General features: G+C 60.9%; 16 protein-coding genes. 5 read left to right on the forward strand and 11 right to left on the reverse strand.

The features are described from left to right. The first annotated feature begins 423 nt into the window (after window positions 1-423). From NW818_RS03655 to NW818_RS03665, 3 genes are all read left to right on the forward strand, one after another. Window positions 424-1,602, forward strand: a complete 1,179-nt coding sequence (locus NW818_RS03655; protein ID WP_414329119.1) for a 1-deoxy-D-xylulose-5-phosphate reductoisomerase — start codon at window positions 424-426, stop codon at window positions 1,600-1,602. Window positions 1,603-1,661: 59 nt separating this feature from the next. Further along, window positions 1,662-3,431 (forward strand): ABC transporter ATP-binding protein, encoded by a 1,770-nt coding sequence (locus NW818_RS03660; protein ID WP_414423856.1) that lies wholly within the window; start codon window positions 1,662-1,664, stop codon window positions 3,429-3,431. Between the two features lie 112 nt (window positions 3,432-3,543). Then, window positions 3,544-5,100, forward strand: coding sequence for a UDP-N-acetylmuramoyl-L-alanyl-D-glutamate--2,6-diaminopimelate ligase (locus NW818_RS03665; RefSeq protein ID WP_414423857.1), 1,557 nt, complete (start codon window positions 3,544-3,546; stop codon window positions 5,098-5,100). Window positions 5,101-5,102: 2 nt separating this feature from the next. On the opposite strand, the gene carA is transcribed toward NW818_RS03665, so the two are convergent. The 9 genes from carA to NW818_RS03710 all read right to left on the reverse strand — a co-directional run bounded on the left by carA (window position 5,103) and on the right by NW818_RS03710 (window position 18,995). Further along, a complete protein-coding gene (carA, locus tag NW818_RS03670) occupies window positions 5,103-6,290 on the reverse strand; it encodes a glutamine-hydrolyzing carbamoyl-phosphate synthase small subunit (RefSeq protein WP_414423858.1) in 1,188 nt (395 codons plus the stop codon). 96 nt (window positions 6,291-6,386) lie between these two features. Next, the gene (locus NW818_RS03675; RefSeq protein WP_414423859.1) at window positions 6,387-6,947 is read right to left on the reverse strand and encodes a GspH/FimT family pseudopilin; all 561 of its coding nucleotides are present in this window, start codon (window positions 6,945-6,947) and stop codon (window positions 6,387-6,389) included. 5 nt (window positions 6,948-6,952) lie between these two features. Continuing rightward, the gene (locus NW818_RS03680) at window positions 6,953-8,095 is read right to left on the reverse strand and encodes a PilW family protein (RefSeq protein ID WP_414423860.1); all 1,143 of its coding nucleotides are present in this window, start codon (window positions 8,093-8,095) and stop codon (window positions 6,953-6,955) included. 50 nt (window positions 8,096-8,145) lie between these two features. Next, complete coding sequence (locus NW818_RS03685) at window positions 8,146-8,901, reverse strand: prepilin-type N-terminal cleavage/methylation domain-containing protein (RefSeq protein ID WP_414423861.1); 756 nt, start codon at window positions 8,899-8,901, stop codon at window positions 8,146-8,148. 64 nt (window positions 8,902-8,965) lie between these two features. Further along, on the reverse strand, window positions 8,966-16,318 hold the full coding sequence (gene hpsA / locus NW818_RS03690; RefSeq protein ID WP_414423862.1) for a hormogonium polysaccharide biosynthesis protein HpsA: 7,353 nt from the start codon (window positions 16,316-16,318) through the stop codon (window positions 8,966-8,968). Window positions 16,319-16,473: 155 nt separating this feature from the next. After that, window positions 16,474-17,070, reverse strand: a complete 597-nt coding sequence (locus NW818_RS03695) for a response regulator (RefSeq protein WP_414423863.1) — start codon at window positions 17,068-17,070, stop codon at window positions 16,474-16,476. Window positions 17,071-17,174: 104 nt separating this feature from the next. After that, window positions 17,175-17,798 (reverse strand): pentapeptide repeat-containing protein, encoded by a 624-nt coding sequence (locus tag NW818_RS03700; protein ID WP_414329198.1) that lies wholly within the window; start codon window positions 17,796-17,798, stop codon window positions 17,175-17,177. Window positions 17,799-17,884: 86 nt separating this feature from the next. After that, window positions 17,885-18,724 carry a DNA-formamidopyrimidine glycosylase gene (locus NW818_RS03705; protein WP_414389126.1) on the reverse strand — a complete coding sequence of 280 codons (840 nt, stop codon included), beginning with the start codon at window positions 18,722-18,724 and terminating at the stop codon, window positions 17,885-17,887. A gap of 46 nt (window positions 18,725-18,770) precedes the next feature. After that, window positions 18,771-18,995, reverse strand: a complete 225-nt coding sequence (locus NW818_RS03710; RefSeq protein WP_011432873.1) for a photosystem I reaction center subunit IV — start codon at window positions 18,993-18,995, stop codon at window positions 18,771-18,773. A gap of 119 nt (window positions 18,996-19,114) precedes the next feature. Between NW818_RS03710 and NW818_RS03715 the strand changes: the two genes are divergently transcribed. Both NW818_RS03715 and NW818_RS03720 read left to right on the forward strand, forming a co-directional pair. Next, entirely contained in the window at window positions 19,115-19,999 is an 885-nt protein-coding gene (locus NW818_RS03715) for a penicillin-binding transpeptidase domain-containing protein (RefSeq protein WP_414423864.1), read from the forward strand. Between the two features lie 116 nt (window positions 20,000-20,115). After that, window positions 20,116-20,268 (forward strand): chlorophyll a/b-binding protein, encoded by a 153-nt coding sequence (locus NW818_RS03720; RefSeq protein ID WP_011429120.1) that lies wholly within the window; start codon window positions 20,116-20,118, stop codon window positions 20,266-20,268. Between the two features lie 232 nt (window positions 20,269-20,500). Here the strand turns inward: NW818_RS03720 and NW818_RS03725 are convergent, their stop codons facing one another. Together NW818_RS03725 and NW818_RS03730 are read right to left on the reverse strand one after the other, a co-directional pair. Beyond that, window positions 20,501-22,189, reverse strand: a complete 1,689-nt coding sequence (locus NW818_RS03725) for an NAD+ synthase (RefSeq protein ID WP_414423865.1) — start codon at window positions 22,187-22,189, stop codon at window positions 20,501-20,503. 37 nt (window positions 22,190-22,226) lie between these two features. Next, a complete protein-coding gene (locus NW818_RS03730) occupies window positions 22,227-22,475 on the reverse strand; it encodes an ATP-binding protein (protein ID WP_414423866.1) in 249 nt (82 codons plus the stop codon). Window positions 22,476-22,513: the final 38 nt, after the last annotated feature.

Raw genomic sequence — 22,513 nt, forward strand, 5'->3', positions numbered from 1 at the left:
TCGCAGAACCAGGAACCAGAATCCCCTGTCTTTAGGCAGGGGAGTATGTCAAATCCCCAAAGAGACTCACCGAGCCGTGAAGCGCATCCTGTTGGAATCGGATCAAGATCTTTCGGAGCTGATCGAGGCGCTGCTCAGCCAGTGGCTGCGTTCTCAGTCGGGAAAGGTTTGAAACCAAAATCTGGGGAAGGGGGGCATCGCGGACCCCACAGCCGCATAGGATCCCGCTGTCGGGGATCGGAGGGAGCACACAGATTCCAGATCAGAACCAGATAAGAATAAGATGAAGGGGCGTGAGGCAGGGATCCCCGAACGCGAGGTGGGGCCGTTCGCAATAGCGGGACGGAGTCCTTGGGCAAGTTGCGCGAGGGGAAGTCTGCGTTGGGAGGACGTCACGCTCTTTCAGGGGTAAAGGGATCCTTTATGCAAGCCATCACCTTGCTCGGCTCCACCGGCTCGATTGGCACCCAAACTCTGGACTTGGTGGCCCAGTATCCAGAGCGTTTTCAGGTTGTTGGCCTGACCAGCTACAGCAACGTCGCCCTCTTGGCCGAGCAGGTGCGGCGGTTTCGGCCCCAGATGGTTGCCATTGGCCGGGAGGAGCTGCTGCCGGAGCTGCGGTCGCTGCTGACGGGGATCCGACCGCTGCCGGAGTTGGTGGCCGGAACGGAGGGGCTGTGTCAGGTGGCGGCTCACCCGGCGGCCCAGCGGGTGGTGACGGGGATCGTCGGCTGCGCCGGTTTGTTGCCAACCCTGGCGGCCATCCGTGCCGGCAAAGACATTGCCCTGGCCAACAAAGAAACCCTGGTGGCAGGGGGGCCGGTGGTGCTGCCCTTGGTGCGGCAGTACGGGGTGAACCTGATCCCCGTCGACTCTGAGCATTCGGCCATTTTCCAGTGTTTACAGGGGGTGCCCGCGGGATCCCTGCGAAGAATCCTGTTGACTGCCTCGGGTGGCGCCTTTCGGGATTGGCCTGCCGAAAAATTGGATCAGGTCACCCTGGCCGATGCCCTCAAGCATCCCAATTGGGTGATGGGGCGCAAAATCACCATCGACTCGGCTACCCTAATGAACAAGGGCCTGGAGGTGATCGAGGCCCACTGGCTCTTCGGCCTGGACTACGACCACATCGACATCCTCATCCACCCGCAGAGCATTGTCCACTCCCTGATCGAGCTGGCCGATACCTCGGTTCTGGCCCAGTTGGGCTGGCCGGACATGCACCTGCCCATCCTCTACGGCCTCAGTTGGCCGGAACGCCTGGCCACCCCCTGGGATCCCCTCGATTTGGTCAAGCTGGGATCCCTCACCTTTAAGGCTCCGGATCACCGCAAGTACCCCTGCATGGAGTTGGCCTATGCCGCTGGACGGAGGGGGGGAACGCTGCCGGCAGTGTTGAATGCGGCCAACGAAGCGGCGGTGGCCCTGTTCTTGCAGGAGCGCATCCGTTTTTTGGATATTCCCCGTCTCTTGGAGCGGGTTTGTGAGCGGCATCAAGTTATCGCCGATCCCAGCCTGGAGGATATTTTGCAGGCGGATGCCTGGGCGCGGCGGGAAACGGCGCAACTGGCCCAGCAAGCCCCGGCTCAGGTTCTGGTCTGATCCCTACCGGGGGGATCCGGCTGAGCGCTAGAGTGGGAGAGGATGCAGGGAGCAAGTGAGTGACCGGATCGGGATCCCATCTCCGACAGTTGGCCCATTATCTGCGCCCCTATCGACGACAGGTGGGGTTGGGCATTGGATCCCTGCTCCTGGTCAATGGCCTGGGGGTGTTCCTGCCCTGGTACGTCAAGCTGGTCATCGATGACCTGAGCCAGAACCTGGCCACTTTGTCGGCCCGGCGCATTGCCCTTTACGCCCTAACGGTGCTGGTCGTCTCCAGCCTGATGATGGGCATTCGCATTGCCTCGCGGGTGTGGATGTTTGGGGTGGGACGGCAGGTGGAGTTTCACCTCAAGCAAGCCATCTTCGAGCATTTGCTCACCCTGCAGCCTTCCTACTTTGCCCAGCAGACCATCGGGGACATTCTCACCTGCATCACCAGCGATGTGGAAAACATCCGCCGCCTGTTGGGGTTCGCCCTACTCAATTTGGCCAACACGATCTTTGCCTATGCCACCACCTTGCCCGCCATGTTTGGCATCGAGCCCCGTCTGAGCACCTTGGCGCTGTCGGTGTTTCCGGTGATGTTGGTGCTGGTGAAGTTGAGCAGCAACCGCCTGCAGCAGGAGCAGCTCCAGGTGCAGCAGGAGTTGGCGGATCTGAGCGATCTCATTCAAGAGGACCTGAACGGCATTGCCCTGATCAAGGTGTACAGCCAGGAACAGCACGAGCAGCGGGAGTTTCGCCGCCAGAACCAGCGGCTGCTGCAGGCCAATTTGCGCTTGGCCCTCACTCGCAACTTGCTTTTCCCTTCTTTGGTGGCGCTGGTCAGCCTAAGCTTGTTGCTACTGCTGGCGGTGGGGGGGCCGCAAATTGCAGCAGGGACGCTGACCATCGGGGATTTTTCGGCCCTCACCCTCTACGTGGAACGGTTGGTATTTCCCACCGCCCTGCTGGGCTTCACCATCACGGCCTACCAGCGGGGGCAGGTCAGCTTGGAGCGGATCGACGCCCTGCTGAGGGTGCAGCCCACCATCTGTGACGCCCCCGCGGCTCTGCCGCTGCCGCTGGAAAAGGTGCAGGGTCGCCTCGAGGCCAGAGGTCTCGCGTTTGCCTTCGCCGGCCCTGCGGCAGCTCCGGCTCTAGAGGATTTGCACTTTTGCATAGAACCGGGCCAGATGGTGGCGGTGGTAGGGCCCATTGGGGCGGGCAAGTCCACCCTGGCCAATGCCCTGCCTCGGCTGCTGGAGATCCAGCCGGGGCAACTGTTTTTGGATGGGCAGGATATCACCCAGATTCAACTGGGATCCCTGCGGCGGGCCATTGCCTATGTGCCCCAGGAGAGCTTCCTGTTCAGCGCCACGGTCCGGGATAACATTCGCTACGGCAAGCCGGATGCCGAAGATTGGGAGGTGGAATGGGTGGCCAAAGCCGCCCACATCCACGCCGAGATCCTCAACTTTCCCAAGGGCTACGACACTCTGGTGGGAGAGCGGGGCATTACCCTCTCCGGTGGCCAGCGACAGCGGGTGGCCTTGGCCCGGGCTTTGCTGGTGGATGCTCCCATCTTGATCCTGGATGACTCTCTCTCCAGCGTGGACAATCAGACGGCTCAGGCCATTCTTCGCCATCTGCGCCAGACCACGGCCCAGAAAACGGTGATCTTCATCACCCATCGCCTCACGGCTGCGGTGGAGGCCGATCAGATTTGGGTGATGGACCAGGGCCGCCTCGTGCAGAAGGGATCCCATGCCGAATTGCTGGCGGACGAGAAGGGCCTCTACGCTTCTCTGTGGGCCAAGCAAAAGCTGGAGGAGATACTGGCCTGATTTCTTCACCCCTGGCTCCTCTCCCAAGGTAAAGAGGGGATCTCGCTGGCGCTCTGGTCGGAAAGGGGGTTGAGCGGCTACCGTAAGCTGCAAAGCAGGGAGGAGTGGTGGAATGGAGACTGTTGGGATTGTTCGCGCTAGGGGTGCGGAGCGCCCTCTGTGGGAATTGCTCAGCCAAGCCGGGATCCAGCCCCGATTGGCCCAGGGATCCCTGGAGGGGGTGCAGGTCTGGGGCCTCTGTGCCGACTCTCGCCAGGTACAGCCGGGGGATCTCTTCTTGGGGATGCCGGGATCCCGCGTGGATGGAGGTAGCTTCGTGGCCCAAGCCCTGGCGGCAGGGGCAGTGGCGGCCCTCATTTCCCAAGAGGCGTGGGAGAGCGTCAGCGGAGAGGCTGGATGGGGAAGTCAGCCCGTCCTGGTTTTGCCTCGCGCCAGCCTGAACAGGGCCGTGGCCCAGGTGGCGGCGGCTTTCTATGGTTTTCCCGCCCGTCAACTGACCTTGGTGGGGGTAACGGGCACCAATGGCAAAACCACCACCACCCATCTCATTGAACATTTGGTGCAGGCTGCCGGCCGCTCCGCGGCTTTGCTGGGCACTCTGTACAACCGCTGGCCGGGCCACAGCGAAGTTGCTCCCCACACCACCCTTTTTCCCCTAGAGCTGCAGCGCAGCCTGCGGCAGGCCCACCAAGTCGGGGCAGAGGTGGCCGTGATGGAAGTGAGCTCTCACGCATTGGCTCAAGATCGAGTGTGGGGGTGTTCCTTTGCCGCTGCCGTCTGGACCAACCTTACCCAGGATCACCTGGACTTTCACCAGACGCTGGAGAACTACTGGCAGGCCAAAGCCACCCTCTTCCGACAGGAGTATCTCCAAGGGCGGGCGGTGATCAACGCCGACGATGCTGGGGGACGGCGGCTCTTGCAAGCCATTCGGCCCGATCTGCAGCCCTGGGCCTACTCGCTGCAGCCTCTGGAAGGGATCCCCGGCCTCTGGCCCAGCAACGTTCAATTGCACCCCAACGGCTTACAGGCGACGCTCCACACCCCCTCTGGCGCCTTTGCCGTGGCAGCCCCCCTGGTGGGATCCTTTAACCTGGCCAACCTGCTGGCGGCGGTGGGGGTAGCCCTGCACTTGGGGATCCCTGTCGAGATCATCCAGTCGGCCCTGCCCCACTTTCCGGGCGTACCGGGGCGGATGGAGCGGGTGACCCTGCCGGGGCAGGATATCGCGGTAGTTGTGGACTACGCCCACACCCCCGACGGCCTGGAAAACCTGCTCAAGGCCCTGCGATCCCAGGTGCAAGGGCAACTTATCTGCGTCTTTGGCTGTGGCGGGGATCGGGATCGGGGCAAACGACCGCAGATGGGCCGCATTGCCGCCACCTGGGCCGATCAGGTGATCGTTACCTCCGACAACCCCCGCACCGAAGATCCCCAGCAGATCCTACGGGATATTTTGGCCGGGATCCCTGGATCCCCCAGGGCGGTGGAGGTGGATCGGCGGCAGGCCATTCGCCTGGCCATCCTCGCAGCCCAGCCAGGGGATACGGTGGTCATTGCCGGCAAAGGCCATGAGGACTACCAGATCCTGGGCACCGAGAAGATTCACTTCGACGACCGAGAAGAAGCCCGCGCCGCCCTGGCCCTGAGGGAAAAAAGCCGGGGGTGAGGCTAACGGGAGCGGTGCTGCAGCATCAGCTCCACGAACTCGCGGAAGAGGTGATCGGCGTCGTGGGGGCCGGGGCTGGCCTCCGGGTGATACTGCACAGAAAACAGGGGCAGGTGACGGTGGCGGATCCCGGCCACGGTACGGTCATTCAAGTTGAGGTAGGTGATTACCACCCCATCGGCAGGGATCGAGTCGGCATCCACCGCAAATCCGTGGTTTTGGCTGGTGATCTCCACTTGCTTGTCCAGCCCACAGGGATGGTTGAGGCCCCGATGGCCAAACTTGAGCTTGTAGGTGGATCCCCCCAGGGCCAAGCTGAGGATCTGATGGCCCAGGCAAATCCCAAATAGGGGCTTCCCGGTTTGCAGCAGCGCTTGCGTGGTGCGGATGGCAGTCGTCTCAGCGGCGGGATCCCCTGGCCCATTGGAGAGGAAGATCCCATCGGGGTTGTAACTCAAAATCTGCTCCGGGCTGGCATTGGCCGGCAACACCATGACGCGACAGCCGTAGCGGGTGAGGCGGCGCAAGATGTTGCGTTTGATGCCAAAATCCAGGGCCACCACCCGCAGGGGCGGCTCCGGAATCGGGATCCCTTGGCTGCGGCCATAGTCCCAATCGGCAGGCGTAGGCTCCAGCCACTCGTAGGGTTGAGGAGTGGTAACCTCTGCCACCAAGCTCAACCCCTGCATGGAAGGAGCTAGGCGCACCCGCTCCAACAAAACCTGGGGATCCAAAGTCTCCGTGGAAAGGGCCCCGTTCATCACCCCCTGGGAGCGCAGCCGCCGCGCCAAAGCCCGCGTATCTACCCCAGCAATGCCCGGGATCCCGTGCCCTTTTAGATATTCAGGCAGGGTTCCTGTGGCCCGCCAGGAGCTGGCCAGGCGCGACACGTTGCGGGCGATGATCCCGGCGGCCTGGGGCCGGGCCGACTCCTGATCCAGCTCGTTGATCCCGGTGTTCCCCAACTCCGGGCAGGTGAACGTGATCAACTGCCCCCGATAGCTTGGATCGGTAATCACCTCCTGGTAGCCGGTCATGCCCGTGTTGAACACCACCTCGCCCACCGCCGTGCCTGGCGCCCCAAACGACCAGCCGGGGAAGGCGGTGCCATCGGCCAGCACCAACAGAGCCGGCTGCCGAGCGTGCCAGGGGAAGACTTTTTCCGGAGCTTCAAGAGTTGAGGAGACCATAACCTGTGAACCTAGACAACCCCCCTCTCCCAAAGGGAGAGGGGCTGGGGGTGAGGGCAATGGACCGGGATCGGCAGCCTGCCTATCCTACCCCAACTAGACCTCCTCCGGCTCGTTGGCCACGTTGCCACACTCGGGGTTGTTGTCCTTGCGCAGGGTGCCGATCAACGTGCTCACCACCACGCAGCGGTTCTCGCCTTGGGAGTAGGTGCTGCTGACGACAAAGCGCCCCAACTGACGCGCCCGCCCCTCCGAGTCGAAAACGGCCCTTCCGCCGTTGAAGGTGTTGCTGACAGTAACAAAATTATTCAGGCGCACCCACTGGCAAGGGGTGGGCTCATCGCAAAGGCCCTCCTCGTCCTGGATCACCAGCGTGGGGACATTGGGATCTGAGTTATCGATCCCGACCACCCAAGCGCGGCCCTGGAGAGAGGCTCTGGCGTTAGTGCGGGCAGTGCGCAAGGCTCGCTCCACCCTGTTCTGCGCATCCTCAAGCTGGATCCGCGCCCAGATGTTGATCCCAGAGGGAACGGCCAGCACAGCCAAGATGCCGATGATGACCACCACCGCTAGGACTTCTGTCAGCGTAAAGCCCCGGGATCGAAAAGGCTGAGCTCGGCCAATTGCTTTTTTCTCCAAGGCCAACATGGTGGACATTCCCCCTAGGAGAGCGGACGGTTGATAACACCGCGGGCAAGAACCTGTGTTTGCATTGGCAGCAAGTAGCGCGACACCTCTGAGATATCGACGCTGGTGGCATTTCGGATGTAGCGACGGAAAAGGCCAGGGTTGGCCCGCTCCATGGCCGTGGCGGTGATGTTGATGATCACATCCTGCGGTCGGTCAGCGCCGACGCTTTGCCGCACGCAGACATAGAAGCCCACGTCGTTTTGATTGACCTCTAGGCCTGAGAAAGCGACTATGTCGGGCTTGCCCCCTCCAAAGGCATAGCCCTGCGGGCAAGGGGGGGCAACCTGCGGGCTGCCCTGCCGGCTGCTGAAGATGTTGGAGACCAGAGTTGTCAGGCGGGGGCCATCTGCCCTGCCGGCAAAGGGGATTTGGCGCGCTCGAGCTTGCTCGGAAGGCCAAGCAAGGAAACCATCTCGGAACGGATCGGGATCCTCAACAAAGAACGGGCTGCGACCGGCGCAGTTATTTTGACCCTCAGTGTTGAAGGGTCGCAACTCAAAACGGTCGATCCGCGCGTTGCCTTCCCAGGGAGTGCGCCCCGTTGGGTTGCCGGCGTTGTTGTAGTTGCGGCGTAGGTAGTACACCACCAGGGTGTAGATGCCGCGGCGGCTGACAAGAGTGTCCCAATCCGCATTTCTACCGTCCTGATCGCGCGGAAACTCGGGAGGTGGCTGGTCTGGTAGGGTAGCATTGCCTCTTCGAATATCTTGCAAGGTGGGGTTGCCCGCGTAGCATCCCTGCGGGATCGGCTCCAACTTCCAAAAGGCAACAACCGGGATAGCGTCAATGGGTCGGCGGATCCAGCCCGGCGCGTAGAGCCGCTGAATGACATCCGGGATCCCGTCCCCAAGTCGATCAGATTGCTGTGGGTTCTGCTCAGTGTCGTTGTAAATGTAAAGAGCCTCCGCCAAATCCTGCTGGATGTATTCCATGGCTTGGGTCAGCTCCGCCTGCACCTGGGTGCGCCCTGTCTCTTCCCGATCCAGCCGCATGGTTTCGATAACGATCATGCCGGTGGCCAGCAGAAAGATCGAGGCTACCACCAGCGACACCAAAAGCTCGATGAGGGTAAACCCCGCACTCTGGTAAACCCTGTGGCGAAAAACCTTGAACATAGGAAAACACCACCTTTTTGTGAGCCTGCAGGAGGAGCTTACCCGTCGCTTCAAAGCGAGGTAGGGCTTGGGCTGGGCAGCGGGAAGGCATTGCAGTTGTTGGTCGGGATCCCACCCCTAGCTTGAACATCGGCCAAAACGGCCCGGCAAACATCCCCCAAATTGGCAGCCAGGTTGACTTCTACAATCGAGCTGGCCATGGGAAAGAGCCACACATCGGCATTGGCCAAGTTCTGATTGGCGGAGACCGTCTCAGCGCGCAGGCCAGGAAGAGCTTGCCGAGTGTTTGGATCAAAAGAAAAGCGGTGGTACACCCTCACCCCCAAAAAGAAGGAGCAGGGAACCCCTGAGATGACGGTGTTGTTGCGTCGGTCGATGCATTCCCCGCCACTATCCCGAAAGGTTTGGATGACATAGACCTCGGGGTTTCGCCCCGGCACCTGAACTTCAGCCAAACGAATGGAGTAGTTGGGGCCGGGGTTGTCCATATCAGCAGGAGGAGGGGTATTGGCCAAGGGGCTTGCTCCAATCCTGGGCAGACGAGCCAACTGAGCCGGGTTCTGGAAAGCAGCTGGGTTAGCGGCCAGCTCCAGGTCAACCAGAGTGCGAATGCGATCTACCTCGGCTCGGGCCAGTTGATTGGCCACTTCTATCCGCTCCGTCATGGCCCGCCGGTAGGCGATCAGGGTGAGAGCAGGAGCAAGAGCGGCCATAGCCAAAGCCACGATGACCACCGAGGCCAAGACCTCAATGAGCGTGAAGCCTTCTGCTTCCAATTGCTGCCGCAAAAGCCGCCACCTTTTCATATCCCCTCCAGCGCTCGCCCAGATCTGCCTACCTTGAATCTACCCCTAGCATGGGAAGTCAATATCAGTCGAATTCGTTGCAGCCTCCAATCCGAGCAGCCGCCTGCAGGGGCACATCTGGCTGAGCTTGCAGCCCGCAGCGCAGCCGCCGCACATACGGATCCTGAGGATCCAACTCCCGCAAGAACTCAGTGCGGGCATTGGAGGGGAATTGGAAGCGGGACGACACAGGGCCGGGGCGGCGGGCAATTTGCAAGCCCACGTCATAGCCGAAGCGGCGATTGGGCGGGAAGTAGTAGTCGAAGCCCCGCACAAAGGTTGGATCGTCTACCAGATCGGGTGGCTCAAAGCTGTGCTGCAGGAAGGGGCCGGTGGCGTAGGTGCTGTAGTTGAGCTGGATCATCGAGCCGCTGAAGAAGAGGTTGGTATTTCTCCACAGCTCGTTGAGCCGCAGGAAGTTATGCATGCCGCCGGCAGTTTGATGCAGCCGCGAGGGCAGGGTACCGCTGATGGCAGTGGCGTTCACCCGCGTTTCCCTAGCTGGCTGCAGTTGATGGTTGTTTTCGCCAGTGTCGTTGCGGCGGCGCTGGTTCACATCCGCTGAGGCCAGCTCTTGGAAGCGGGGAATGGGAATAGGCCGGCGGGTTACTTCATCCAGGATCACCCCTAGCACTGGGTTGTCCCTAGCAAAGCCAGTGGTGGGCTTGTTCAGGTCCAGGGTGAAGGGCTCCACATCCACCCACTTCAAGTCGTCATTACTGCCACCTGCGCCACCGTTGAAGTCAATTTGCACCTGGATGGTGCTGCCGTTGGGCTTGACGTAGAAGCAGAGGCCATTGCGGATATCTTCGCTCCCCTTGGTGTCAATGTAGTAACCGCCAAGATAGTTGGAGCTTGGGGAGTAGTTCTGAGTGTCACCTTCGTTTACCCAAGCGTAGGGGTTCAACACCATTTGGGGCTGGATTTCTAGTCCTTGCCTTCCAGGATCTAAGTCCAGCCCAAACAGCGGATCCCGATCTCGAATCTCATGACTGTTGCCGTTTTTGTCCTCAAAGCGCAACGTGCTGGGGCGGCTAGCGGCGGTGTAGGCCTCGTAGCGGAAGCGGTCGTTGAAGTTGGGGCGGAACACTCCGGGCACCCAGAAGCCACCGTCTGAGGGATTGACCTGTTCATCGCCACAGCGAATTTCTCCGTCCTTGTTGAGCAGTTGCCGCCGCAATTGCCGTGCCCAGTCAGGGCTACCCACACCAGGATTTCCAGAAATCTTGGAGCTGGTCCTCTCAGCAGGGCGGATGCCAGGCTCCTTGCTAGGATTTGCAATCTGAGAGGGCAAGTTGCCCTTCAGGCCATTGCGGGCGGCATAAGCTGGCTCGCCAAACATCCAGTTAAAGGCCGCTTGCAAAGCCTCAGCAGGGCTGGGCCACTTGGGCGGCTTGGGCACCCCTGCTTTCACCTCTAGCACTGGCGAGAGCTGCGGCTCCAGGGCGATGGTTACACCTTCAGTAGAAGCCTTGGCCACACTGTGCACGCTGACTGTCTCGAGCTCCGGATCCGCCTGCACTTCCTGAGCAGGTCGCAGCTCCACCGTGTTGGGCTTAACGGCTAGCCACTCGCCCAGAGGGCTCTTGGGGGGAGCTTCTGGGGCAAAAGTTGCCGGCCCGCAATTGCGTTGACATCTTAAGCCTGAAGGTATCGTCTCCGTTTTGGTGGCTGGGCAGCTTGGGCTGCTAGTGTCGGCAATGAGGTAGCCTGTCTTGCTTTGGTCAAACGTTTTGACTGTGCCGCAGTCGATCTGGTTGATGACCTCATCGCAACTGGCCGGCGTCCAAGGCCCCCAGTTGTAGTTGCAGGTCTGCCGGCAGTCGACCGTCTGGGATTGCGTCTCGTCGTAGCTGGTTCCGCAAGCTGTGCAGGTGCGTCTGCGAGTTTGGGTGACTCTGGTGCCACCGTTGGCCAAGGTGCAAGGAGGAGTCCATTCAGACCAAGCACCGCAGCTAGCACCTGGAGGTTGGCAGGTAACCCGTCGAGGTGGTGGTGGCTCGCCTGTGCAGCCAGCAGGCAACGTTGCTGTTTGGGTAATGGTTACAGGCCGACAGATATCGGTCGGGCAGGGGCGATCCCAGATGGGATCGCAGGTCTTGCAATGCGCCTGGTTAGACTCAAGAGCCTTCTGAGGATCCGGCTGGCATGGCTTGTTGACCGGCGGCAGCGGCTTTAGGTAGCGCAGGTCGTAGTTTTCTAGATCGCTGTCATCGCGAGTGGCAAAGCGCACGCGAGCGTTGCCGCTATTTTCATAGGTCTGGATCTCCACGAGGTAAGGAGAAGGCCCTTCTGCAGGCGCGCACTCCAGCTCCAAGCGCAGGGTGACCATGTTGCTGCCGCTATCCTGCCAGGCTTCGGCCCCTGCCGCGTCCGGCCCTAGGTTGAGGGGAGTGCCGTTCCAAACTCCGCGGTTGATGAAGGTGGCTGGCTCCGCGGGGTTGGGAGGGGTGTAGCCGGGGTTGCGCCGGATGATCAACCGCACGCCATCATCGGCATCGAGGATGCGGTAGCTCTGCAGGCCCGGCCAGCGCGGATAGATCTCCCCTACCCAGCGAACGACGAAGAAGTCGTTGCCGTTGTTGTTGCCGCTGCCGGATCCACCGCTTCTGCGCCGCCAGCAGGAGCGCAGGAAGTTGAACTGGTTGGGGTTGTTGAATACGAGCTCGCTAGTTCCTTCTCCGTTGGGGAGGAGCCTGTATCCAATGCGAGGGTTGCCGACAGGCTTATAGGAATAGCCGATATCATCCGCATCGATGGGCGCGTCCGGCAGGCCGTTGTTGCCGTCCGGCTCTCCGCAACTGGGCATCCAGAACCAGTCGCCGCGATCCCGCCGATCAGGCCTGGGATCAGGCGGGTTGAAAGGTGGCCGAGGCTCCCAAGGATTCGGCGGCGAGAGAATCGGCACCGACAGGCGGCAAAGGGGCTGCAGGATGGTGAGGGGTGGCTGAAAAATAGTATCAATCAGCGTGGCGTTGCAAGCAGGGGTGCTATTATACAGCCGCCGCTTAAAGGGAGAGTTGGAGTTCAGCGATGTGCTGCTGCCGAAAAAGTACTGGAAGCCGCCCCACGAGGGGAAACCAGGGCCGCTGCGGGCAAAGCTGCTCGGATTGACGGTGCCATCCGCATTACTGATAGCATCGCGCACGCAGGCCCAGCGCTGCCCACCGCTCCCATTTGGATTACACGTGGGCGCACTGCTGGTGTAGCCGTTGTTGTACTGGCCGATGGTGTCCGGCATCGGTTCCCAGTCGACGGGGAATATCGGATCCGGCCAGCGCACTGCCCGCAGGTAGGGCAGGTTGCGATCTTGAGCCCCTGAGAGCAGAGGGCCCACAGTCCCGTTCGTGGCAAACCCTGTGTTGCGTTCGTACTGGTCTCTCGGGCTAGTCAGCCAGCCGTTGTAGTACTCGGCCAGCAACCCAGAGCCGCCGGGATCCGGGCAGGGTCCCAGCGGAGCCACCAGCACCCAGCGGGAGGTATCCAGCACCGGGTTGCCCAAAGCGGAGATGCGGGTGCCGAAGTTGGCATAGCCCACATCGGGTGCCCGCAAGGGCCGCACTGCCGGCACGCCACCGCCCGCCGTTCTGTCATCGTTATTGGGATCCGAATCGGCGTTGTTGAAGGGAGCCAGAATGGTGTCGCGGGCAAACACATCCGGCCAACCCGGCTGGTTGAGGTTGTCGCCCAGGTTCTGGGCCCCGTTCGTGTTGTCGAAGCGCAGAACCCCAGCACCATCTCTGTTGGGATCCGGAGCCGGCCAGTTGTTGCCGCGGATTACCAGCGCTTGGTTGAGGAAGGAGGTGTTGAATCCCAGGTTATCCCTGCCGTTCTCACCCCTGAGACAGCCGTAGTAATCCCACCGCCGAGGGGCTGAGGCCCGCCCACCGTCGTAGTCCTGCCCGGGGTTGTAGTTAACGCCGCCGCCATTGAGGGTGCCATCCTGGACAAAGGCATCATCAATGCTGCCATCGCAGAAGTCGGCAGAGAGAATGTTCACCGAGTCGCCCAAGACCTCGCTGGGCCGCCAGAGATCCTCCGCCGCCCGGGCAAAGCGCCGGTCTTCATCCCTCCGGAGCCGCCCGTAGAAGTTTCTGTAGAGGCCAGTTTGCGGGTCGAACTCAAGGAGAGTTTTGAACTCCTCCAGCCGCTGCCCGTCCCCCGTCTGATGCAGGTTGAAGTCCCCTTGGATGTAGACGGGGTTATCAGAAACAAAGGAGAGACCAAAGACAGCTTCATCGAGGTTAAACCCGCTGCGGGCCAGCCTTGCTCCATTGCGCAGCCGGAAGCCATAGGGCCGCCGATCCGGATCCGCGTAGTAGTCCACCGGCTTAGGGCTAAGTCCGGCATCGGAAACAGGGGGATCCCAGACCGTTTGGCCATTGGCCGTGCCGCGACCTGGCTGACCGGCGTTCATAATACCGGCGCTGCCCAAGTCACCGCTGGCATAGTCACTGCTGGCATTTCTGTTGCGCCAGCTGGTTAGGTAGCTATCAAAAGTGCCCAAGGGTGGGCGGGCAATGGCATCTTCCCGCACGGCATCTTCCCGGAAGGCGTAGAAAATCCCCCCTTCTCGGTTCTCGCCAATGCCGGCAGGCAGCCAAGTGTCCCCGTTAATCAACCCCCTGGCCTGTCCGTTGACGTTGTTGGTCAGCAGGGCCAGGTCGATGTTGAGGGCCCGCACCGCCATCGCCTCGCGGCCATCGTAAAAGACGGAATCTTTAAAGGGCACGCGGTAGCACTGGTCGCCAATCCGAATGAGATCAAATTGGTTGCTATTGGGGCCAGCAGCAGTGCAATTGGCTAGGGCATGGGGCAAAGCCCAGTTGCCAATTCCAGAACGGGGCTCCAGAGCAACCTCGTTTAAGTTGGTTACAGCCTGATAGCTGACTGTGCTCGGAAGGAAGGAGTAAGCGCTGCGCCGCTCCGTTTCCAGGGTATCCGTCTGGTTGAAACTGGTGGTCGGGAAGATGTAGCGCAGCGGCAGATAAAACCGGTTGGCCGCTTCTCGGTCCCCATCTCGGCTGGCTTGGATGTCGTTCCAAAGGATCCGAGCTCCTGGATCCCCAGCATTGGCGGCATCCCGAATGCGCAGGATGTTGTCGGCCAGCATGCCCAACATGCAGCCTGCCGTTTGCAGGGTGGTTTGGTCGGCCAGGCTCAGTTGGTCAACAGAGGTGCCTCGGTTGACGATATCAATAACCCGCCGCAGCTCGGAGAAGTTGCCAAAGGCGGTGATGAACGGATCCGGATGAATGCGGCCTGGCTCCTGTCTGGGTGGATAGGCCCCATCGGGATCGCCGGCAAAATTGGCCAGGTTGGTGAGCGCTGTCCACAAGGAGGTGCCCGGAGCTAGCCGAGCCCGCATCGGCCCGGGATCATATTCCCAAACGTTGGTGCCCTCGCCGGTAAAGAAGTTGATGCTTTGGGGGCCGTTCCGGAAAGTGGAAGCCCGCTGCAAGCTCCAGGGAGAGCCGGGGTGGGCTACCGTGGCCAGGCAAGCAATGGGGAAGCGCCCATCTCGGTGGCTGTAGTGGTAAACGGCCGTGGCCTGCACCGCCGCTGGGTTATCCCGTAGCGTTAGGCGTTGCCGCGCCTCGTTGCTGATGAAAATGGCCTGCAGCTTGGTGGGATCGTTGGGATCCCCGGGCGGCACCAAAGGCAAAGGCAAAGAATCGGTGCGGGTTAGTTCCAGCCGCTGCCCAACAATTACCCGCAAGCCCTCCACACGGGCCCGCCGCTCCCAGTAGCCATCCAAGCCCACCTCGGAAAGGGCGCCTGGGGGTGGGTTGTCCTCGGTCAAAGACTCATTCTGGTTGTTCCTGGCATCAGCAGGAATGGGATCACCGGCCCTACGACGATACCTTTGCGCAAAGGTGTCCACGTCGCAGCCCCTCTGCGGGTCAGGTTCGACCGGTGGGCGGTCATAGCTGGCCTTGGGGCCAAAGCGGTTGTCGGCCCGATACACATCGTCCACGTAGGGCGGGCAGGTCTGGTCGGCAGCGGACCGAAAGCCGCCTGCTTGAACTCGTCCTGGTGGGCCACTCGCTGAATTCCGCCTGACATTAATTGGAGAGACTGACCATCCCGCTGGATCCTGGGCGTAGATTCCGCGGGTGCGAATGCGGCCAAAAAGCTGTAGCTCCAGCGGATCCAGAGCTACCATCTCAGGATCTGCGTTGTTTTGAACCGAATCGAAATTGAGGTTATTCAGGCGGGGAAGCGGCGTACTTGGCGGCACATCCGCCACCCCAGGGTGGGCATCAAAGATCAATGTATCGCTCGCCTCCTGTCCGGCGTAGCCAATGGCCCCTGCCACCAACTCTCCGAAGGCGGTAATCTCGGAGTTTTCCGGCGGCATGTAGAAGCAAGACTGCTCCGAGCTGATGGTGAAAGCCCGGAACAAGTTGTTGGCAGTGTACCGGAAGAAAAGGCTACCGCCTGCGTAGATAGCACCGTTCCAGTTGTAGCCAGGAGTAAAGAAAAACTCCACGTCGCCGCGGTTGAAAATTCCCCACTTGTTGAGCAGATCCCGCCGCCGCTCTTGCTGAAATTGCAAAGCCGAAATGGCACGGGTGGTGGAGTCGGCACCCGCAATAGGCAAGGTGACGGCATAGACTTGAAAGGGCTTGTACAACGCAGAGCCAACCTGGAACCAATCCCCCACGTTGGGGTTGGCGGTTTGGTTGACAGGGGAATCGGTACACCCCGCCAAGGCCGAACCCTGCAGTGGCCCACTGCGGATCAGCAGCCGCCGCGCCCGCTCGGTATCGCTGATGTTTTCCTCAAAGTCCTGGAGGTTCGTTTGCCCCATAACCGGCGCTCGGCGGTTGTACAGGATGGTGTAGGCGGTAACGGAGTCGTCGATCCCGTTGTTGTCGGTATCCACCAAGAACCACCAGACTGGGGCTTGCCGCCGCACCTGGATTCGTCGGCTGGGATCCTGGGGATCCGGAACAAGGGCGCCGTAGTTCAGCAAAAAGCGCCGCTCATCGGGAAGGGTATAGGGATCCGAGGGCTCCCCAGGCACCAATGCGCCATCGTTGAGCAGCGCAGAGGTGAATTGGGCATCGGTGGGGGCACTGTTGGGCAGGCGGCGATCCCGAATCAGGTTGTCGATCTTGGCCCTGGCCCGGTCGATGGCAGCATTCAGTTGCCGGCTAATGGTCAGCTCCGCCCGCTCCACCTGGGTTTGGATGGTGCGCTGGGTAGAGCGGGTCAGCAGCCCTACCGTCACCAAGCTCAAGACCAGCACGATCAAGATAGCGACCGGCAGGACGAAACCGCGCTCTCGCATCTGGCGCCGCTTCACCTCTACCTTCAAGGAGCTGAGCAGGCGCAAGACAAGTTTGAGCAGCAGCGGGGAAGGAGCAGACATGGCCGTATCTCAGATAACGCAGGTGAGAAGGGGCACTTGGGCAGATGCCAAGATAGCAACAGTATGCAAGGGATCCGGAGTTTCGGACATCCCCACCGCTGGGGGGAGCTGCCAGCCCCCTCTCTGCAAGATTCTTAAGAATCCTCAATATCCTTTCACAAAATCCCCAGTTGTTGCGCCTTGAGGAGGGCGGTGACGCGGTCGCTGGCATCCAGCTTGCGGTAGGCGGTGCTGGCGTATTCTTTGACGGTTTCGATGCTCAGGCCCAGGCGGCGGGCAATCTGCTTGTTGGCCAAGCCCTCTTTCATCAGTTGCAGCACACACAGCTCGCGGGGGGTGAGCTTGGGCAGCTCTTGTTGGGCGGGCAGCCAGTCTTGCTGGGGAGCAGCCACAATTTGCCGGATGACGCGGGCCAATTCCGCCGGGTCGGTCTCTTTGGAAAGGTAGCCTTTGGCCCCGGCGCGGCGGGCTGCCTCAATCAGACCCGGCTCCTGAAAGGTGGTCATCATCACCACCACCACCGGCAGGCCCAGCTCGGTGATTTGCTGGCAGGCGGCGATCCCATCCCCATCTGGCATGCGCACATCCAAAATGGCTACGTCGATGGGGCAACTGCGACAATGGTGGACGGCCTGGGATCCCGTCTCGGCTTCGGCCACCACCTCAAATCCTTGGGCTTGCAGGGCAAACTTCAGCCCCAGCCGGAAGAGGGGATGATCGTCGGCAATGAGAACGCGGACAGGGGAAGTCATGGCAGGGGATCCCAGCCGAGGGGGTGCTGGTTTTAATCTGCCCAAGGGGGGATCCCAAATAAAGCGCCCTCACCCCCAGCCCCTCTCCCTTGGGGAGAGGGGGGTTATGGCTTCACCAAGACCATGCCGCGGGCCTGGGGGTCAAAGGTGGGATCCAGCCGGGTTTGGGCATTGTACAGGGCGCCGGTCAGATCCGCCCCCTCCAGAAAAGCGCCTCGCAGGTCGGCCCCCCGCAGATCGGCATTGTGTAACTTGGCCCCTGTGAGGTCGGCGCCGGTGAGGATGGCTCGACGCAAGTCGGCCCCGCTTAAGTTGGCCACCTGCAGATTGGCACCCGTCAGATCTGTCTGCTGCAGGTTGGCCTGCGCCAGATCGGCTTCCCACAAGAAAGCCCCTGCCTGAGCTGAGCCACTCAGATTGGCCCCTCTCAAATCGGCCAGATTGAGGATTGCTTGGGAGAGGTCGGCAGCTTGGAGATTGGCCTGTCTGAGGATCGCTTCTTTCAGGTTGGCCCCACTGAGGTCAGCTCCCGGCAGTTCTGCCCCCGTTAGGTTGCAGGCGGGGCAATCTTTGCTGGGAAAAACAATTTGGGAGCGGCCCAGTTGGGCATCCAACTCCAGTTGGGCAAAGGCCGCAGCCGTCGGGATCCCCAGCGCCAACAGCGCTCCCGACCAGAGGCGACTTCCCCTCATCAAGGGCTTTACAGGTTGGAGCCGTGCCCATCCCATGGTTTTCACCGGGATCCCCTCCTACTGCTGATGGTAGCCGCTCTGGCCCATTTCCCCAGGGATCCCCCATATCTTGAGGAGCGCCACTAGCTCTGTTGCGGCTGGCAGTGGGGGCAAAAGTGAGCCGACCGACCTGCCAGCTTCATCCGCTGAATTGGGGTGCCACAGAGGCGACAGGGATCCCCTTCCCGACCGTACACCCACGCTTGCCCTTGATAGTTGCCGTTGAGCCCACGCAGATCCCGGTAATCCCGCAAGGTGGTGCCCCGCTGCTCCAGCCCGGCCCGTAACACCTCGATCAAAGCTTCTCGCAGGCGTGCCTTGGCCACATCCGAAAGCTGAACTGCTGGCGTCAAAGGGTGAATGCCGCTCAGAAACAGGGCTTCGTCGGCGTAAATGTTGCCCACCCCGGCTACCAGCGATTGATCCAGCAGCGCGGTTTTAATAAGACGGCGGCTCTTCTGCAGGGCAGCCTGGAAATAGGCCTCAGAAAAAGCTGGCGAAAAGGGCTCCGGCCCCAAAGTCTGCAGGGTGGGGATCACCGCCTCCAGCTCAACACCGGCAGGCACCAGCCACATCTGGCCAAAGGTGCGCTGATCCACAAAGCGCAAGTCCCACCCTTCCTCGAAGGCCAAACGAACACGAGTGTGAGCTGATAAAGGGGTGGATCCCTGCACCCAGAGCAACTGCCCGGTCATGCGCAGATGCACGCCCAGAACAGCTCTCGAATCCAGGGATCCCAGGAGATACTTTCCTCGCCGCTGCCACTGGGTAAAACGGGTGCCAATCAAGCTCCGCCCAAACATCTCCCCTGCAGGGTAGGCAATGGTGCGGGCCAGGAGCACCTCCACCGCAAGTATCCGCGGCCCCAAGGTGAGGCGTTGCAAATCTTGCCGAACTGTTTCAACTTCCGGCAGTTCAGGCACAGAACGACTTGCTCAAGAACACAGTCCCCGGCATCAGAACTTTGGCTTAGCTGGCCGCAGCTTTGGCCTTGGCTTTGGGAGCTTCCAACACTTCCAGTTCATCTTCGCGGAAGTTGTTGGTGTTGATGTTGTAGTAGTTGATCTTGTCAAAGCGGACGATCACCGGGTAGAGAATGCCGCTGGTATCCACCGCCGCAACCGTTCCCACATCCCGGTACCAGTAGGATTCTTTCCGCAGCACACGGACTTTGGCACCACGCTGAATTGCCATGAGGGTTATCTCCATTGACCTGAACTCAGATTACCCTAGTCCGTGAGAAGGCTGCGATTTCCGAATTTTTGTAACAGGGATCCGCTTTTGTCTGGCTGGGTTTTCGGGGCCAACAGCAGATGAACCGTCGCACCTGTGGAGCCTGGCTGTTGGGTTCTGCTTTGACCTGGGGCTTGCAGGGGAAATCTGCAGGGCTGCCCCATCCGCGCGATTTTGCCGCCGTCCTCAACCTGAACACCGGTCGTTTAACAAGGGTTTGGCAGCCGGAGCAGGCTTCCAGAATCAGGGCCAGCCCTGGCTCAACCGTCAAGTGTGCCGTTGCCGCTGCTGCTCTGCAGACCGGGATCAGCTCCGGCGAGCGCTTGATCCACTGCCCGGGTTGGTGGGATCCGCCGCCGCAACTGGGGTTGGGCCGCCTACCCTGCTGGGATCCCCGCGGCCATGGGGCTTTGAACTTGCGCCAGGCCCTGGCCCACTCTTGCAACGTGCATTTTTACCAGTTGGGCTGGGAGCTGGGGGCCGATACCCTGGTGGAGTGGCTGCGGCGCTTCGGCCTAGGGAGTGTGCAGAATACAACTCCGGCTCCGCTCTTGGCGACCGGTCTGGCTGGGCCGGTGGATCCCTGGGAGCTGTTGGTTTATGGGGGCGTGATCGCCCGCCGAGGTGTACCCCTTTCTGGCGAGGTCTCTCTGCCCGCTTTCTCTTTACCGGAGTGGATTTGGGAGGCTCTCCATGCCGGCATGAGCCTGGCGGCAACAGCGGGCACCTGTCGCGGCATTGCCCCAGAAGGGATCCCAGTGGCAGCCAAGTCTGGCACCATCCTCAATCCTCAACGACGAGGACGACCAATTCTCTGGGCAGAAGATTTTCAAGCCTGGTTGCTGGCCTTTTGGCCCCTGCCGGATCCCAACTGGACGCTGGTGCTGCACCTGCATCAGGGCAAAGCCTATGAGGCGGCCATTCCCCTGGCGCGGCAGATCATCGCCGCCATCGGCAGCGGGTGACCACCTTGCTTGCGATCATGAAGAAATGCAAACTATACTGAAGGTCAAGTGCCGTTCTCGTTTTCGTTCTTTACGGATCCCACTCCCTGTCGTTCCCATTTACCCTGGAGGTTCTCATGTCTAATCCCAATTTGTCGGAGCCCAAGTTTGGCTTTAACGAGTATGCCGAGCGCCTCAACGGTCGGGCTGCCATGATTGGCTTTGTGTTGGCCATTGTCATCGAAGCGGTGACGGGCCAAGGCGTTGCTTCCTGGCTGGGCCTGATCTAAGAGACCTCAACTTACCGCCTTTTGGCTTTTCCTTGGGTCTGCTGGCTTGCAGGCCCTTTATTGTATTGAGCAGGGTATTGAGCAGGAAGCGTGACTGCACCAGTTGTAGCCGTTCTGAATGGCAACAAGGCTTGAGCGGGCACCAACTACTCCAAGCAATTCCGACAGCGCCGAATCTTTCCCTTTCTCCCTCTGACGGAGGAGCTGGTGTGAGGGTATCCCACTAGTTCCATTAGATGATCCCTTCTTGACGCTTGGCGATTGGCATGCGCCAGCCGGTGCCGAAGGCGCGATCGGTAATGCGTAGCCCAGGGGGAGCTTGGTGTCGCTTGAACTCGGCATTCTGAACCAGCCGCAGCACGTGCTGCACGATGTCGGGATCGAACCCTTGAGCCACCAACTCGGGGCCGGATTGATGCTGCTCGATGTGCCGCTGCAGGATCTTGTCCAGCAGGTCGTAGGGGGGCAGGCTGTCGCTATCTTGTTGGCCGGGTCGCAATTCTGCCGAGGGGGGCTTGGTCAGCGTAGCAAGCGGGATCCGCTCCTGCTGTCGGTTGATCCAGCGGGCCAAGCGGTACACCCAGGTCTTGGGCACATCGGAAATCACCGCCAGGCCGCCGGACATATCCCCGTAAATGGTGCAGTAGCCCACTGCTAGCTCTGATTTGTTGCCTGTGGTCAGCAGCAGCCGCCCGAACTTGTTGGAAAGGGCCATGAGGAGGGTGCCGCGAATGCGAGATTGCAGGTTTTCTTCCGTGATGTCTGGGGGGAGGCCGGCAAAGGGCTCTGCCAAAAGCTGGTGGTAGCTCTCCATGATGGACTGAATCGGCAGCTTCAGGGTCGGGATCCCCAGGTTTTGCGCCAGTTGGTAGGCGTCGGTCAGGCTGCCAGGGCTGGAATAGGGAGAGGGCATGAGCACCCCCAGCACCCGCTCCGGCCCCAAGGCATCGGCAGCAATCACAGCAGTGACGGCAGAGTCGATCCCTCCCGACAGGCCCAATAGCACCTCGCGAAAGCCACATTTGCTGACGTAATCGCGGGTGCCCAAAACCAAGGCTTCGTACAGCTCAGCTTCCGGCTCGGTCGGCCAGCGGGATCCCGCGGTCGGTGGGCTCTGGTCTGGGTTGGGAGACTGCGTCAACTCGTCCACATCCAGGATGAGGTGATCCGGCTGAAAGGCAGCCGCTTGGGCCACAACCCGACCCCGGCGATCCAGGGCGCAACTGGCCCCATCGAAGATCAAATCATCATTGCCCCCCACCTGATTGATGTAGAGAATGGGCAGGGCGTGCTTGCGGGCCAGGGATCCCAGCATCTCCACCCGCAACTTCTGTTTGCCTAGGCTGAAGGGGGAAGCCGAGAGGTTAATCAGCAGGTCGGCACCGCAGCGGGCCATCTCTTCCACCGGATCCCAGTGGTAGCGACGGTGCTGCCAAAAGTCGCGGTCGTTCCAAATGTCTTCACAAATGGTAAAGCCCAGGCGGCGGCCACGGTACTCGATGGGTTGGGGCTGGGATCCCGGCTCAAAATAGCGATCCTCATCGAATACATCGTAGGTGGGCAAGAGCGACTTCTGGAACCAATGGCGGATCTGGCCCCCCTCCAGCCAGGCAGCAGCATTGTAAAGGGGCCGACCCTCAGGCAGAGGATTGGGCTGCACGGATCCCACGACCACCGGAATGCTGGCCTGTAGCCGACTGGCCAAGTGCTGCAAAACTTGGTTCGCTCTCTCGATCAGGGCCGGGTAGAGCAACAAATCGCGGGGTGGATATCCCAGCAACGCCAGCTCCGAGGTGATGGCCAACTCTGCTCCCGCCGCCGCCACTGCCTCGACTGCCGAACGGATGCGCTCGGCATTTCCGCTTAGATCGCCGACGATGTAGTTCAGTTGCAACAGCGCTACCTTCACCCTGCCCCCCATATGGTAAATCTCACCATAAGTGGCCCAAACCGAATCGTCAACAAGATTCTGCTGCGGGCAAGCGAAGAATAAACGTGGTTTGGTGGGCAGTGCTTTCCACCTGCAAAGAGCCGCCCAAGTGGTTGGCAATGGCTTGGGCCAGAGCCAATCCCAAGCCTGTTCCCCCCTGCTGCCAGGGATCCGAGTGGGGGATGCGATAAAACTGCTCGAAAATGCGTTCTTGTTCTTCGAGGGGAATGGTGGTGCCCGTGTTGGTCAAGCGCAGCTCCCAGCGGTCGGAACCCAAAGCAACAGCCTCTAGGTCGTGTTGATCTTATGTTAGGA

Origin of the sequence: Synechococcus sp. R6-5 (assembly GCF_047461775.1) — a bacterium.
In the GTDB taxonomy this organism is placed as follows: Bacteria; Cyanobacteriota; Cyanobacteriia; order Thermostichales; family Thermostichaceae; genus Thermostichus.